Below are 15,126 nucleotides of genomic sequence, written 5' to 3'. Positions count from 1 at the left end.
CATGTTCAAAGGCATCGTTGTTGAAAAGGACGCGGAAGGCTACCGCGCCTCACTGGGTGAAATTGAGGAGAGCCGCCTGCCTGCAGGCGACGTCACTGTCCGGATCGAATACAGCACGCTGAACTACAAGGACGGGTTGGCGATCACCGGAAAGGGCCCTGTTGTCCGGAGCTTTCCCATGGTGCCGGGCATCGACTTTGCAGGGGTGGTGGAGCAGAGCGACCATCCCGAATTCAAGCCTGGCGATCCGGTGGTACTCAACGGCTGGGGAGTTGGCGAGACGCACTGGGGCGGCCTCGCTCAGCGAGCGCGCGTAAAGGGCGACTGGTTGATTCCCCTCCCGAAGCGTTTCAGCGCCAGGGACGCCATGGCGATCGGTACTGCGGGGTATACCGCGATGCTGTGCGTGATGGCCTTGGAGTGGCATGGGCTAAAGGCGGCGGATGGGCCGGTGCTCGTAACGGGTGCGAATGGTGGCGTAGGAAGCGTTGCGGTCGCCCTCCTGGCCAACCTTGGATACAAGGTCACCGCGGCCACGGGGCGGCTCAATGAGTCCGACTATCTGCGGCGCCTTGGCGCAAGCGACCTGATCGATCGCAGCGAGTTGAGCGGACCGGGCAAGCCGCTGCAGAAAGAGCGCTGGATCGCTGCCGTGGACTCTGTTGGCAGCCACACGCTGGCCAATGTTTGCGCGCAACTTCGATACAACGGAGTGGTCGCTGCATGCGGCATGGCTCAGGGTCTTGATCTGCCTGCCTCCGTCGCGCCTTTCATCCTCCGCGGTGTAAGCCTGATCGGTGTCGATAGCGTGATGCGTCCAAGGGCAGATCGCATCGCAGCCTGGGAACGGCTGGCCCGGGACCTGCATGGCCCGATCCTGGAAGACATTGCGGGCGAGATCCCACTGGCGCAGGCGATTGACGCTGCCGCAAGACTCATGCGGGGCGAGATCCGAGGCCGTCTGGTTGTCAACGTGAACGCGTCGTGAAAGGGCAGTCATGACGTATCGAGTTGCCGAGGCAATGGTTGACAGCATGGTCGCGCATGGTGCGGACCGTGCATTCAGCGTTCCCGGTGAGAGTTTTCTGGCACTCCTTGACGCGCTTCACGCGCGGCGCGACTTCGATCTGGTGACATGCCGCCACGAAGGGTCTGCTGCCCTGGCCGCAATCGCCGACGCCAAGCTGACCGGCCGCGCCGGCATCGTCATGGTAAGCAGGGGGCCCGGCGCGTTCAATGCCGCGATCGGAGTGCACGTTGCGGCCGAAGAAGCGGTTCCACTGATCCTCCTGATCGGCCAGGTCGAAACGCCAAACCTGGGCAGGGGTGCCGTTCAAGAAATCGACTCCTCGAAGGCTTTCTCTGGCTTGCTGAAATGGTCGGGGCGTATCGACAGGGCGGCCGGCGCCGGCGAAGTAATGGCCCGAGCCTTTGCTGCAGCTGCGTCGGGAACCCCCGGACCAGTCGCGGTGGAGTTGCCCGAGGACGTCTTGACTGAGCTGGTCGACCGGCAGCCCGCGCGGGTCCATGGCCTGGCGCTTTCGGAGGCGAATGTGGAGGACGCGGCGCGCGTGCACGATCTGCTTTCCAAGGCCAGGCGCCCGATCCTGATCGTGGGCGGGGAGTGCCGGACCCAGGATTTCCGCAGCGACCTCCAGGAGCTCGTCGGCCGGTGGAGCATTCCCATCGCCCTCACCAACAAGAACCAGGACCAGTTCTCGAATACAGATCCTCACTGGATTGGTCAGCTGAGCTTCTTCACCTCGCCGGCCCATACGGCGCTCTTCAGCAAAGCTGACCTGCTTGTCGCGATCGGCAGTCGCATGGGCGATGTGTCGTCTCTGGGATTCGCCTTTCCGCGGCAAGGTGCCAATCCGCAGAAGCTCGTTCATGTGTATCCCGATCCGTCCACGATCGGTCGACACTTCCCGACAGAACTGCCGATCGTCTCGACGGCGCATGGCTTCGTGCGCGCTGCACTGCGCCATGGTGGCTCGGCATCGGCATCCAGCCAATGGCTACAGCGCGTGCGGGAGGCTGCTGACCGTGCGCACGGGTGGCAGCCGGAGAACGTGGTGGCGAATGACGTCATGGGCCACACGATCATGGCGCTTGCGCGGCTGACCCAGAGCGATGCGATCCTGACGACCGATTCCGGGAACTTCGCATCCTGGGTTCACCGCATCTTCAAGATGACGCCAGCAAACCGGTTGCTCGGCTCGGCTTGCGGAGCCATGGGGACGGGTGTCCCTGCGGGGGTGGCGGCTGGCTTGCGCTATCCGGGCCGAGAAGTCCTCGCCTTCGTCGGCGACGGAGGATTCCTCATGAATGGCAATGAACTCATTACCGCGGTCGACAGGAAGCTGAACCTGCGCGTGGTGGTGTCCAACAACGGGTCGTACGGAACGATCCGTACCCATCAGCAGCGGCACTTCCCGAATCGCATCAGCGGCACCGATCTGGCGAATCCCGGCTTCGCGAAGCTTGCCGAGGCATTCGGAGCCCGTGGATTCAGGATCGAGCACTCCGGGGATGCCGCAGGCATCGTCGAGCAAGCCATGAGCGTCAAGGGACCGGTACTGATCGAGGTATGCAGCGATCCAGACATGTCGGTTGAACGCTCCCTCAAGTGGAATTGAGCGCCCGTGCGGCGTCTTGTAAAGCAAGCCCCCAGGAGAAGAAGATGTCAATGAAGTCGTCAAGTGCGGTCACCGGCCTTTTCGTGCTCTTCGCTTTGGGCGCCGCGCAGGCAAGTGACTTTCCGAACGCCCCCATCCGGCTCGTCGTGCCCTATCCGCCGGGTGGCCCTGTCGATTTCGTGGCCCGTGTCGTCAGCGTTCCACTGGGCCAGGAGCTTGGCCAGCCGATCGTCATCGAGAACAAGGCGGGAGCCGGCGGGAACATAGCCGCCAACGAGATGTCTCGCGCCAAGGCTGACGGATACGCGTTGTCGCTTGTCTACGAAACGCACGCGACGACGAATCTCTTCTATAAAAACTTCAAGTGGGATGCCTTCAAATCGTTCGACTACATCTCGCTGCTGGGCTACTCCCCCCTCGTACTGACGACGTCCACGCAGTCTGGCCTTGATACGCTGCCCAAGCTGATCACGGCGTTGAAAGCAAGGCCTGGGGCACTCAACCAGGCCATTACCGGGCCCGGGGCAGCAAGCGTCCTGAAGCCTGAGCTGCTTCACCAGGCAATGGGCACCAAGGTGACTTACGTTCCGTTCCCGGGAGTGGCCCCCGCCCTGCAGGCGCTGGTGGGTGGGCAAATTGACATGGCTCTCGTGTCGGTCACGGCGGCCCTGCCGCTGATTCAATCGAAGAAGGTCAACGCGGTGGCGGTCGGAGCGGCGAAGTCCCTGGCCGCGCTGCCCGGTGTTCCAACCATGAACAGCACCGTGCCCGGTTTCGAGTCGACCGCTTGGGTCGGCATCGTGGCACCCAAAGGTTTGTCCAGCGAGGTATTCGGCCGTCTTCAGACTGCAGTACACAAAGTGATGATGAGCGACGCAGTCAGGAAGCAACTCGAAGCATCGACGTTCGTTGTGCTGGCGACCGACCAGAAGGGGTTCACGGATCGAGCGCGGGCAGACTACCGCGATGCCGAGCATCTGGTACAGAAGGGCATCTTGAAGCCCGATGAGTAAGGAAATGCGATCGGCTGGGCGTCGGCAAGCCAGTCCGGTGATCCGCAGAAGCCTTTGTCGGCCTGAGATTGAAAGCAACAAACAATCGATTAGGAGAATGGTAGATGACCGATTCGATCGACGCCTTTTACTGGATTCATTCGGACTGGGCCTACTTCGGGGGGCCACGCCTGAAAGCCATGGGTGAGCGTCATGGCCTGAAGGTCAACCACCGTCCGGTGGATCTCGCGACTGTCTATGCGCGCACGGGCGGCATAAAGCTTCCGTACCGCTCGGCGGAACGGAAGAACTATCGCCTTCTGGAGATGAAGCGATTTCGCGAGATTCTCGGCATGCCGATCAACCTCGAACCAAAGTATTTTTGCGTCACGGGGCATCTGCCGTCATGGTTCGTGATAGCAGCGGAAGAGCTGGGGCACGAAGTCGCGGACCTGAGCCAAGCCATCATGCGGGCGATCTGGGTCGAAGACCGCGACGCTGAGGACCCGGCCACGCTGGTGTCGATTGGCGACGAGATGGGACTCGACGGGACGAAGATTCTGAAGGCGGCTCAGGATCCTCGTACCGAACTGACCTACATGAAGTACACGAATGAAGCCATAGAGCGTGGCGTCTTCGGAGCTCCTTTCTACTTCTTCCGCGGCGAAGCCTTCTGGGGCCAGGATCGACTCGACATGCTGGACAGGACCATCTCCAAGGCCCTTGGATCATGAGCGCCATCTCGGAGGCAAGCCACGCGTCGAGCATCTATGACGAATGGGATGCCCTCCTGACACCAGAGGAAGCAGGTCTCGTCCGAAAGGCGCAGGCCTTCTGTGATTCCGAGTTGATTCCCTTCGCAGAGCGTGCCCATCGGACTGGGAGCGCACTTCCCAAAGAGCTCGTTCAATCCTGGGCAGCGCTCGGCCTTCAGGGACTGCAGACCCCACGCGAGCTTGGTGGCCAAGGGGCCTCCTACTTGGCAAAGATTCGGGTCGTGCAGGTGTTGGCACGCTCGGCTTTTGCCGCGGCGTTCAGCCTGAACAATTCGCACAGCATGGTCCAGATGATGGCGACCCAGGCTTCGGCGCAGTTGAGAGAACGCTATCTGGGCGATCTGCTGTCCGGGAAGCTGGTCGCCTGTATTGCACTTACTGAGCGCGGCGGCGGCAGCGACCTGGCCGCGATGAAAACCATCGCGAAGAAGGTCTCGGGTGGTTGGCTCCTCAACGGCGAAAAGGCCTGGATCACCAACGCGACGATTTCTGATCTTGCCGTGGTTGGTGCGCAGACCGGTGCCGGGACGAAGGGCATTGGACGGTTCCTGGTGCCCTTGTGGGAGCGAGGCGCGGAAAGATTGGGCGCTCATCCGCTGGACGCGGGCACAGCGAGTGGTGTCGGAGGCCTGAGGTTCAATGACGCCTTCGTTCCGGAAGACCATCTTCTGGAGCGAACAGGGGAGGGATTCAAGCGTTCAATGGCAGCCATCAACGGGGCCAGGGTGCATGTTGCCGCCATGGCGACGGCCAGTCTCGAGCGTGCACTGGAGGTGGCAGTGGGCTATGGGCAGCGCAGGACCGTGTTCGGCAAACCTCTCCTCGAGCATCAAGGATTGCGCTGGCAACTCGCCGATGTGGCGAACGAGCTTGAGGCAGCCAATGCGCTCGTGCTGCGCGCGGCACGGCTGATAAGCGCCGGCGAGAGCGCTGAGCTCCCGGCCGCGCACGCAAAGAAATTCGCAACGTCGAGGGCGGTCTCAGGCATCGAGCGCTGCATGCAAAGCATGGGGGCAAATGCGCTGTCGCGCGAGCATGGACTGCACCGGCAGCTGGCAGAGATCAAGATGGCGAGCTATGCGGATGGAACGACCGAAATCTTGAATGAACGGATCGGCAGCCACCTGGTTCGGCGATATCCATGAAAGGGATCTGCGATGGACCTGCGTCAGTCGTTCGAGGGGATTCGCGTCTGTGATCTCAGCCAGGGAATCGCGGGACCGCACGCGACAATGTTGCTGGCACAGTATGGCGCGGAGGTCGTCAAGGTGGAACCTCCCGAAGGAGACTGGGGGCGACTGCTGGGCCCTCGAAGCGAGGACCACTGCGCGCATTCGTGGTACTACAACCTTGGAAAGAAGTCGATTGCGCTGGACTTGAAAACTGCGTCTGGCCGAGAAATCCTGACGAAGATTGCGAGCCAATGCGACATCTTCATCGAGAGCTTCAGGCCCGGGGTGATATCGCGCCTCGGCTTCTCCTATGAAGCTGTGCAGGCGATCCGGTCCGACGTGATCTATGTTTCTGTTTCTGGGTTCGGACAGATGGGCCCATACAACCAGCGCGGCACTGTGGATTCCCTTATCCAAGGTTTCTCGGGGATGATGGTGATGAACCGCACGAGCGAAGGCGTGCCCCAGCGCCAAGGCATGGTCGCCGCCGACGTTGTTACGGGTCTCTATGTGTTCTCCGCTTTGACGGCTGCGCTAGCTTCGCGGCAACAAACCGGCGAAGGGGGATACCTGGACCTCAGCCTCATGCAGTCTGCCGCTGCATTTCAGGGTGCGAAGATCGCGGAGTTTCATGCCAGCGGAGGCGAACCCAAGTCCTTCTATGGGCCCGTCGGATACCTTCCAACCTGCGACGGAGGTGTTTCTGTCTCCTGCCGGAAGGAAGAACACTATGTCCTGCTCTGTCAGGTGCTCGGGCGTGCGGAGCTGACAGACGACACGCGCTTCAAGTCCGGCGAGGACCGAGTCCGAAACGAGGCCGTGCTCATGCAAGTACTGGCGCGGTTGACGCAACCCTGGACAACCGCGGCTCTTCTCAAGGCACTTCAGGACGTGGGAGTGCTCGTCGAGCGTGTGCAGTCCTATGGTGAGTGGCTGCGCAATGAACAGGTTCTCGCGACAGGGGCATATCACTGGACGAATGCCGGCGCCCTTGGCCAGCTGCCGCTCGTAAGCTTACCGGGCATCAATGTGCCACGACCGGATCGATGCCATTCGCCGAAGATCGGACAAGACTCCGTTGCCGTGTGCCGGCAATTTGGCGTTGACGAGTAGTCAGCTCATAGCTGCTATGCACTGCGGTGCATGGCTTCTTGTGCGGTCGCCCAGGATACTTTGTGTCATCGCCAGGTAATGTTTTCCTGGCGATCCTGCGACAGAAAGACTGATCAGGAGGCACACCACATGGCTGAGGACTTGCGATCCAAGGACTACTTTGACGATCGTGCCACGAAGGATATGGCCAAGCACCTGGCGTCGCCTCGCCGGACCATGAAGGAGACGCTGGCCTACGCTTGCCGGATTCTCGCCATGACTGGGCAGGAGGCGGGGCTCGCAGGCCAGATCAGTGCTCGATCTGACCGCGAAGGCGCGTACTGGACGCTCAGGTTTGGCCTTGGCTTCGACGAGGCAACTCCGGAGGACTTTATCGAAGTCGATGGCGACCTGAACACGCTGACAGGCATCGGCATGCCGAATCCCGCGACGCGTTTCCATCTGTGGGTCTATAAGGCGCGTCCTGACGTTCAGTCCATCATCCACACGCATTCGCCATGGGCGTCCGCACTCGCTGCAGCCAGGCAGTCTTTGGTCATCGCCCAGATGGACATGACCCCCCTCCATGACGATTGCGCGTTCCTGCCGGACTGGCCAGGGGTTCCCATTGCCGATGACGAAGGGGTCATCATCTCCAGGGCGCTGGGATCGAAGCGAGCGATCGTCCTGGCGCACCACGGCTACCTCACGGCGGGAAAGACGACACAGGAAGCCACCTACTTGTCGGTATACCTTGAGCGCGCTGCGAGGATGCAGATGCGGGCGCAAGCCGCATTTGGTCCCCTGACGCCCGTAGACGACGCTTTGGCGCGCGAGGCTCATGACTATCTCCTGAAGCCGTCGATCGTGAACAGCACCTTCGACTACTGGTGCAGGCAGACTGAAGCAGGCTCGTCGACGCCGCTCGCCGACCAGCTGCGCCAATAGAGCACTTGCCCAACCGCGCCGCGTTCAGGCGTTGGTTCCGATGAGCATGCGCCGGGCATGTTCGTCCTCCATTCGCTCGCCCGCCCACTTCTCCACGCCCAGCGTCTGCGCTGAAAGAAACCTCAGTCCACAAGGAAGATAGCCATGAAACTTGTCCGCCTCGCGACCGCCGCCCTGATGGGCCTTTGTCTCTCAGGTCTGGGCCATGCCGGCCAAACATTCGACACGGTGAAGAAGCGTGGTTTTGTGCAATGTGGCGTCTCTACGAATCTGCCGGGATTCGCGTTCACCGACAGCAAGGGGGAGTGGCAGGGCATCGACGTCGACACGTGCCGCGCCATTGCAGCCGCGATGTTCGCAAACGCGACCAAGTTCAAGGTGATCCCACTGACGACCCAGGCACGCTTCACTGCACTTCAGTCCGGCGAAGTCGACGTGCTGACGCGCAATACGACCCAAACCATGTCGCGCGATACCACCCTGGGCCTCATTGGCGTTGGCGTGAACTTCTATGACAGCCAGGGCATCATGGTGACCAAGGATGCCAACGTCAGCAGTGCCAAGAACCTTGCTGGCGCCACCATCTGCGTCCTGCCGGGAACCACCACCGAACTGAACCTCACCGATTGGTTCCGCGGTCTCAAGCAGACGTTCAAGCCGGTGCTGCTGGACACCGTTGACGAGATCAAGCGCGCGTTCGCATCTGGCCGCTGTGATGGCATCACGATGGACAAGTCGCAACTGGCGTTGGCGCGTATCGCTTTTGGAAACACGGACAAATACGTGATCCTGCCGGAGCCGCTTTCCAAGGAGCCACTCGGACCGATGGTCCGTCAAGGCGACGAAGCGTGGTTCAACGTCGTTCGTTGGTCTCTCAATGCGCTTCTGGAGGCGGAAGAATACAACCTGACGTCCAAGAATGTCGACGAGGTTGCGAAGGGCAGCGCCCCGCCCAACATCCAGCGGATCCTCGGCACCACCCCAGGAATGGGAAAAGGACTCGGACTTGATGACAAGTGGGCATACAACATCATCAAGCAAGTTGGCAACTATGGCGAAATGTTCGATCGGAGCCTGGGGGCCGGGAGTCCGATGAAGCTCGAACGCGGCCTGAATGCCTTGTACACGAAGGGCGGTTTGATGTACGGGTGGCCCATTCGGTAGCTCCAAGCCCAGGCGACAGAAGCGAAGCGCGGGTGGCGCGCGCGTTGTCGCAATCGCGCCAAACCCGCACTCGACCTCCCCATGAGCTCACCCCAACGCGCTCCGTTCAAGTTCAACTGGAACAATCCAGAGTTCAGGGCACTTGCCTATCAGCTCGTCGTTGTGGGCCTGGCCGCCCTCTTGGCGTACTACCTCATTTCCAATACCTTGCACAACCTCGCAACGCGCAACATTGCGACTGGTTTTGCGTTCTTGGAAAGAGAAGCAGGGTTTGCAATCGGCGAGTCTCTGATCGAGTATTCACCTTCGGACACCTACGCTCGGGCGATCCTTGTCGGCCTCGTCAACACGCTGCGGGTCTCCGCCGTCGCATTGGTACTGGCCACGATTCTTGGCGTTATTGTCGGGATTGCCAGGCTGTCGAACAACTGGCTCATCGTGCGGCTGGCAAGTGCGTACGTCGAACTGATCCGCAACGTGCCGCTTCTGCTGCAGTTGTTGATCTGGTACGCCGTCATTGGTGAACTGCTGCCCGGTCCGAAATCGGCTTTCCATCCGCTTCCAGGCATCTACATGTCGAACCGCGGCATGCTGATGCCATCGGTTGACGGGCCGGCCGTTGCGGGGATTCTTTCAGGATTGGTGCTCGCTGCGATTGTCACCGTGGCGGTTGGCCGCTACCAGCGCTCCAACCGGCGCCGGACCGGTATCCAGTCGAGACTGTGGCCTTTCGCCCTGATCCTCTTCCTGCTCATGCCGGCAGCTGGCTGGCTCGTTGGGGGGCGCGAATTTCACTTCAGCATGCCGCACCGCAGCGGCTTCAACTTCGAAGGAGGTTGGGCGCTATCTCCCGAATTGTTTGCATTGCTGGTTGGCCTGATCACCTATACAGCCGGGTTCATTGCAGAGATCGTGCGCGCCGGCATTCAATCGGTGAGCCATGGCCAATGGGAGGCGGCACAGACGCTGGGGCTGTCGAGAGCACGGGTGCTTCGGCTTGTCATCCTGCCCCAGGCGCTCCGCGTGATCGTTCCCCCTACGACAAGCCAGTACTTGAATTTGGTCAAAAACAGCTCGCTCGCTGTCGCGATTGGCTACCCCGATCTGGTTTCTGTCGTCAATACCGTCTTGAACCAGACCGGCCAAGCGATTGAGGGAATCCTGCTCATCATGGGTGCGTTCATGACTGTGAGCCTGACGGTCTCGCTGTTGATGAACTGGTACAACAAGCGCATCGCCCTGGTGGAAAGATAAGCATGAGCACCACCACTCACACGGATCGGCCCACCGTGCAGGCTCCGCCCAAAGTACAGGTCAAGCTCTTGACCAGGCTGCGCCAAAGCCTCTTCCAGTCCCCGACGAGCGCGGTCTTGACAGTCCTGACGATCTGGCTTGTGCTGATGCTGGCGCCGCCGTTGGTGCAGTGGCTGCTGGTCAAGGCGAGCTTCCGGGCCCCTGACGCACAGGCCTGTAGAGAAGCGGGCGGAGCTTGCTGGGCTTTCATCCGCGAGAAGTACCGGTTGATCCTCTTCGGTACCTATCCACACGCCGAGCAATGGAGACCATTGCTCGCCACTGCGATGCTGATGGCATCGATCGTCTGGACAGCCACACGCCGACTGAGTGGACTCCAGATTGCCGGGCTATGGGTGCTCACAATCCTGGCAGTGGCGACCCTGATGTGGGGCGGATTCCTGGGTTTAAAGTTCGTCGAAAACACGCGCTGGGGCGGCTTGCCCTTGACACTGATCCTGTCGACATTCGGGATCGCGTTCGCTTTTCCCATTGGAATCTTGCTCGCCCTGGGACGCCGCTCCCGGATGCCGGCGATCAAGGCAATGTGCGTTGTGTATATTGAACTGATACGCGGCGTGCCTTTGATCAGCCTGCTATTCATGTCGTCGGTGATGCTGCCTCTGTTCCTGCCAGAGGGCTTCAACATCGACAAGCTGTTGAGGGCGCAGCTTGCGATCATCTTCTTTGCGGCGGCCTATGTTGCGGAAATTGTCCGTGGCGGACTACAGTCGATTCCCAAGGGCCAGTACGAGGGCGCCGAGTCCATCGGACTGAGCTATTGGCAGCAGACGCGCAAGATTGTTCTGCCCCAGGCGCTGAAGGTTGCAATTCCGCCTTTGGTGAGCACCTTCATTGCGCTGTTCAAGGACACGTCATTGGTCGTCATCATTGGAATTTTCGACTTGACGCAAGCAGCAAAGGCGGCTCTTTCGGATCCGGCGTAGACAGGTTTCGGCGTTGAGGCATACCTGTTCGTCGGCATGATCTATTTTGTCTTCTGCTACTCGATATCCAAGTACAGCCGATCTCTTGAACGGGATCTGAAGCGCTAGCGTTTTCTCTCTACGGCCACGCGGCAGCCACCGAGGATTCTCGAACCCACAAAGGGAACATCAATGAGCGAAGTAATCGTCAGTCTGCAGAAGGTCAATAAGTGGTATGGAGACTTCCATGTCCTGCAAGATATTGACCTGAGCGTTCGCAAAGGAGAGCGGATCGTGATCTGCGGGCCATCCGGGTCGGGAAAGTCCACGATGATCCGGTGCATCAACCGGCTCGAGGAGCACCAGTCGGGGGTCATCACGGTGGATGGCGTCGAATTGATCCCTGACCTGAAGCGCATCGAGGCCATCAGGAAAGAAGTCGGGATGGTCTTTCAGCACTTCAACCTGTTTCCTCACCTCACCGTCCTGGAGAACCTCACGCTGGGCCCGACCTGGGTTCTGAAGAAGCCATTGGCCGAAGCGCGGTCGATCGCAATGAAGTACCTCGAGCGAGTTCGCATCCCCGATCAGGCACACAAATACCCAGGCCAATTGTCTGGGGGGCAGCAGCAGCGCGTTGCGATCGCCAGATCGCTGTGCATGTCGCCAAAGGTGATGTTGTTCGACGAGCCCACTTCGGCACTGGATCCTGAAATGGTCAAGGAAGTGCTCGACGTGATGGTCAGCCTGGCCGAGGAGACGAAGATGACCATGCTCTGCGTGACGCACGAGATGGGCTTCGCCCGCAAGGTGGCGGACCGGGTGATCTTCATGGACCGAGGGGAGATCGTCGAGCAGAACGTCCCCGAGCTGTTCTTTGAAAACCCGCAAACAGATCGCGCTCGCCAGTTCTTGAACCAGATAGTCCACTAGGCACAGCAGTTGCTGCGCCAGATTGGCCTCACCGGAACATTTCACAACGAAAGAGTCAAGCATGAAAGAGGAATCGCAGGGTCTGGGTTTCCAGACACGCGCGCTGCATCATGGTCACGATAGATCGGATCCCTACGGGGCCGTTTCGCCACCGATCTACATGACCTCAACCTTCGCCTTCGAGAACACGGCAGAAGCAGCAGCGGTCTTTTCCGGAGAAAGTGAGCGGTACGTCTACGGCCGGCAGCACAATCCGACACAGCATCTCTTGGAGACCAGGCTTGCAGAGCTCGAGGGGGCCGAGGCCGCGCTGGCCACCGGGTCAGGGATGGGCGCCATCTGCTCCACCTTGCTCACGCTCCTCTCCGCCGGAGACGAGTTGATCGTGCATCACACCATGTACTCGACTGCGACTTCGTTGGTCGACGAAGGGCTGCCGCGCTTCGGTGTGAAAGTCACGAAGGTTGACCTCACCAAGCCCGAGAGCCTGAAAGAGGCATTGTCGGATCGCACGCGGCTCGTGTACTTTGAAACGCCCGTGAACCCGACGGCTCAGCTGTTGAACATCAGCGAGCTGGCAAAGGTGGCGCATAGCTGTCCTGGTGTTCGGGTGCTTGTCGATTCGACCTTTGGCTCGCCCGCCCTGCAGCGGCCGATCAAGCACGGTGCCGACCTCGTCGTGCATTCCATGACGAAGTACATCAACGGACACGGCGATCTGCTCGCGGGGGTAGTGCTTGGAGATCTGGCGACGATCAAGCGGATCAGGTCGGCGGGCCTGAAGTACATGACCGGCGCGACGCTCTCGCCAATGCTGTGCTTCCTGGTCATGCGCGGGCTGAAGACGTTGACCCTGCGGATGCGCCAGCACAGCGAGAGCGCGTTGAAGGTCGCTCGCATGCTAAAGTCCCATCCGGCGGTGAAGCTCGTGCGATATGCCTACCTCGAAGGCAGTCCCGATCACCAGCTCGGCATCTCGCAGATGAGTGCGGGTGGCGGGATGATGTCCTTTGAGCTGCACTCCGGTGTCGTCGGTGCGATCGCCATGATCGACCGGTTGAGGCTCATATCCCGGGCCATCAGCTTGGGCGACACGGAAACCCTGATCACGCATCCCGGCACCCTGATTCTTGCGCGTCAAAAGGTTGAGCCTGCCGCGCGCCTCAGCGCAGGTGTGACGATGGACCTCATTCGGTTGTCCGTCGGACTGGAAGACGCGGAAGACATCATCGCCGACCTTCGACAGGCACTTGACTCATTGAAGTAGCCATAGGGGCGGGGAATGAACCAGACGCTCGCTCGCTGGTCGGCGCCAGAATGAGCAGCGGGATCGCGCGGAGTCGGCATATCTTTGCTGTCTCCCGCCTTCGCAAGGGCAGGGCGCTCGGACCGTTCCGTGCGCTTGATCGACACAACGACGTCGCGCATCTGGTTCGCCCGGATGAATCTTGATCAACTCCATAGGCATCACCCGATCATTGAGCCGGGTTCCTGTAGAGCCCTCCAGGAGGCGCACTCCAGCGCGTCATCACCTCCGCCATCGACTCCTGGTGGTCTTTTGAAGCTCTTCACCTTCTGACCGCGTGATTCAATGGATCTCGATCCCATCGACCTGCGCATCCTCGATGAGCTGCAACGCGACGGCTCCGTTTTGCTTTGCCCTGAAGCAGGTTCGATACAAGACTGCGTTGCCACTGCCACGATGAAATTTAGAGCAACGAGCGCAGTTTCAGCCGATCGCGGCCACACGAACGATCGAGAGTATCGACTCCCACCTCGCGCGCTGACCCATGGATCGTTCATAGCCGCGCCGGTTGAGATGCCCGGGCCAGGACCGAGAACTTGGAGGGGTCGTGCATGAGGAGCGAGCTGACGATCGCGACGACGCCAAGCGCGCTGAGGTACCACACGATGTATCGAGGGCTACCGCCTCCAAAGGCGAGCAATGAAGTCGCGACGATGGGGGCCAGTCCGCCACCGATGGCACCCGACACCTGGACTGCGATGGAAATGCCGCTGTAGCGAACCTCAGGTGGGAACTGGGCAGAGAACAGACCACCCTCGGGACCGTACAGAGATGCATAGACCACTCCGATAGCGACAACAACGGCCATGGTGATCGACCGTGCATCGAGGGTCTGCAAGAGTGAGAAGAACACGGGTGCAAAGACGAGGATTCCCACGGATCCGGCCAAGAAGATCCATTTGAAGCCCACCCTATCACCGAGGATCCCGAAGATCGGCATGGTGAACAATGCAAGCAGGGCACCCCATACGGTCGCGTCGAGCATCAGTGCTCGTGGAATGCCTAGCGTTCCAGTTGCGTAGGCTAAAGAAAATGTGACGACGGTGTAGAACCAGGTGACCTCCGCCAAGCGGCCTCCCACGACGACCAGAACCTCCTTGGGATACTGGCGCAAGACCACAAGAGCAGGCACCTCCACCTTGTCTCCTTTGGATTCCATGTGCTCGAAGTCCGGAGATTCGGCCACCTTGATCCGTATAAACCAGCCGACAAGCAAGAGGAAGACGCTGGCAAGGAAGGGAATGCGCCAGCCCCAGCTCAACATGTCGGACTCTGGTAGCTGGGCGACCGCACCCATTGCAAGCGATGACAGAATCAGACCTGGTGCGACACCTGTTTGCGGCAAGCTGCCGAAGAAGCCCTTCTTTCCTTCTGGAGCGTGTTCGACGGCCATAAGCACTGCGCCTCCCCACTCGCCGCCTACCGCGAGGCCTTGAAGGAAGCGCATCAAGACGAGCAGCACTGCTGCCCAGTAGCCGATGCTGTGATAGGACGGGATCAGGCCAATGAGGATGGTTGGTATGCCCATCAGGAACAGTGTGATGAGCAGCATCGACTTGCGGCCAACTCGGTCGCCGAAATGACCAAAGATGATGCCGCCGAGGGGTCTCGCGAAGAAGCCGACCGAGTAGGTTGCAAACGCAGCCAGAGTTCCAGTCAACGGGTCGATCGATGGGAAAAAGATCTTGTTGAAGATCAGCGCCGCTGCGGTGCCATAGAGAAAGAAGTCGTACCACTCGATGGTTGTGCCCATCATGCTTGCCAGGCCGGCGGTCACGTACCGCCGCCTTGAGCGGGTCGCCTGATTGACTGTGGAAGTCATCACAAGTTCCTTTCAGCTTCGAACTCAGAAGATCGCTAGCCCTACTTCGGGTGTGACAGATGC

The 15,126-nt window shown here is 60.3% G+C and carries 12 protein-coding genes and 1 pseudogene; 12 read left to right on the top strand and 1 reads right to left on the bottom strand.

What is annotated here, in order from left to right:
* The first annotated feature begins 1 nt into the window (after window position 1).
* The 12 genes and pseudogenes from acuI (at window position 2) to ACSQ9I_RS38610 (ending at window position 13,202) form a co-directional block, all read left to right on the top strand.
* Window positions 2-988 carry an acrylyl-CoA reductase (NADPH) gene (gene acuI / locus ACSQ9I_RS38665; protein WP_436317199.1) on the top strand — a complete coding sequence of 329 codons (987 nt, stop codon included), beginning with the start codon at window positions 2-4 and terminating at the stop codon, window positions 986-988.
* A gap of 10 nt (window positions 989-998) precedes the next feature.
* Complete coding sequence (locus tag ACSQ9I_RS38660) at window positions 999-2,639, top strand: thiamine pyrophosphate-dependent enzyme (RefSeq protein ID WP_436317198.1); 1,641 nt, start codon at window positions 999-1,001, stop codon at window positions 2,637-2,639.
* 44 nt (window positions 2,640-2,683) lie between these two features.
* Entirely contained in the window at window positions 2,684-3,652 is a 969-nt protein-coding gene (locus ACSQ9I_RS38655; RefSeq protein WP_436317197.1) for a Bug family tripartite tricarboxylate transporter substrate binding protein, read from the top strand.
* A gap of 104 nt (window positions 3,653-3,756) precedes the next feature.
* A complete protein-coding gene (locus ACSQ9I_RS38650; RefSeq protein WP_436317196.1) occupies window positions 3,757-4,365 on the top strand; it encodes a 2-hydroxychromene-2-carboxylate isomerase in 609 nt (202 codons plus the stop codon).
* Window positions 4,362-5,552 (top strand): acyl-CoA dehydrogenase family protein, encoded by a 1,191-nt coding sequence (locus ACSQ9I_RS38645; protein WP_436317195.1) that lies wholly within the window; start codon window positions 4,362-4,364, stop codon window positions 5,550-5,552. The genes ACSQ9I_RS38650 and ACSQ9I_RS38645 overlap by 4 nt, the downstream gene beginning before the upstream one ends.
* A gap of 12 nt (window positions 5,553-5,564) precedes the next feature.
* Window positions 5,565-6,692: a CaiB/BaiF CoA transferase family protein gene (locus tag ACSQ9I_RS38640; RefSeq protein ID WP_436317194.1), complete on the top strand. Its 1,128-nt coding sequence runs from the start codon at window positions 5,565-5,567 to the stop codon at window positions 6,690-6,692.
* Window positions 6,693-6,821: 129 nt separating this feature from the next.
* Entirely contained in the window at window positions 6,822-7,619 is a 798-nt protein-coding gene (locus ACSQ9I_RS38635; RefSeq protein ID WP_436317193.1) for an aldolase, read from the top strand.
* A gap of 144 nt (window positions 7,620-7,763) precedes the next feature.
* A complete protein-coding gene (locus tag ACSQ9I_RS38630; RefSeq protein WP_436317192.1) occupies window positions 7,764-8,783 on the top strand; it encodes an amino acid ABC transporter substrate-binding protein in 1,020 nt (339 codons plus the stop codon).
* Between the two features lie 81 nt (window positions 8,784-8,864).
* Complete coding sequence (locus ACSQ9I_RS38625; protein ID WP_436317191.1) at window positions 8,865-10,037, top strand: amino acid ABC transporter permease; 1,173 nt, start codon at window positions 8,865-8,867, stop codon at window positions 10,035-10,037.
* Between the two features lie 2 nt (window positions 10,038-10,039).
* Window positions 10,040-11,131, top strand: a pseudogene (locus ACSQ9I_RS38620) (amino acid ABC transporter permease).
* Window positions 11,132-11,194: 63 nt separating this feature from the next.
* Window positions 11,195-11,935 carry an amino acid ABC transporter ATP-binding protein gene (locus ACSQ9I_RS38615; RefSeq protein WP_436317190.1) on the top strand — a complete coding sequence of 247 codons (741 nt, stop codon included), beginning with the start codon at window positions 11,195-11,197 and terminating at the stop codon, window positions 11,933-11,935.
* 61 nt (window positions 11,936-11,996) lie between these two features.
* The gene (locus ACSQ9I_RS38610; RefSeq protein WP_436317189.1) at window positions 11,997-13,202 is read left to right on the top strand and encodes a trans-sulfuration enzyme family protein; all 1,206 of its coding nucleotides are present in this window, start codon (window positions 11,997-11,999) and stop codon (window positions 13,200-13,202) included.
* A gap of 532 nt (window positions 13,203-13,734) precedes the next feature.
* On the opposite strand, the gene ACSQ9I_RS38605 is transcribed toward ACSQ9I_RS38610, so the two are convergent.
* Window positions 13,735-15,063: an MFS transporter gene (locus tag ACSQ9I_RS38605; protein ID WP_436317188.1), complete on the bottom strand. Its 1,329-nt coding sequence runs from the start codon at window positions 15,061-15,063 to the stop codon at window positions 13,735-13,737.
* Window positions 15,064-15,126 lie beyond the last annotated feature (63 nt).

The organism is Variovorax sp. LjRoot84, from assembly GCF_964254305.1.
Lineage (GTDB): Bacteria > Pseudomonadota > Gammaproteobacteria > Burkholderiales > Burkholderiaceae_C > Variovorax.
Note: the sequence above shows the minus strand (reverse complement) of the source record. Positions and strands in the feature narration are given on the sequence as shown.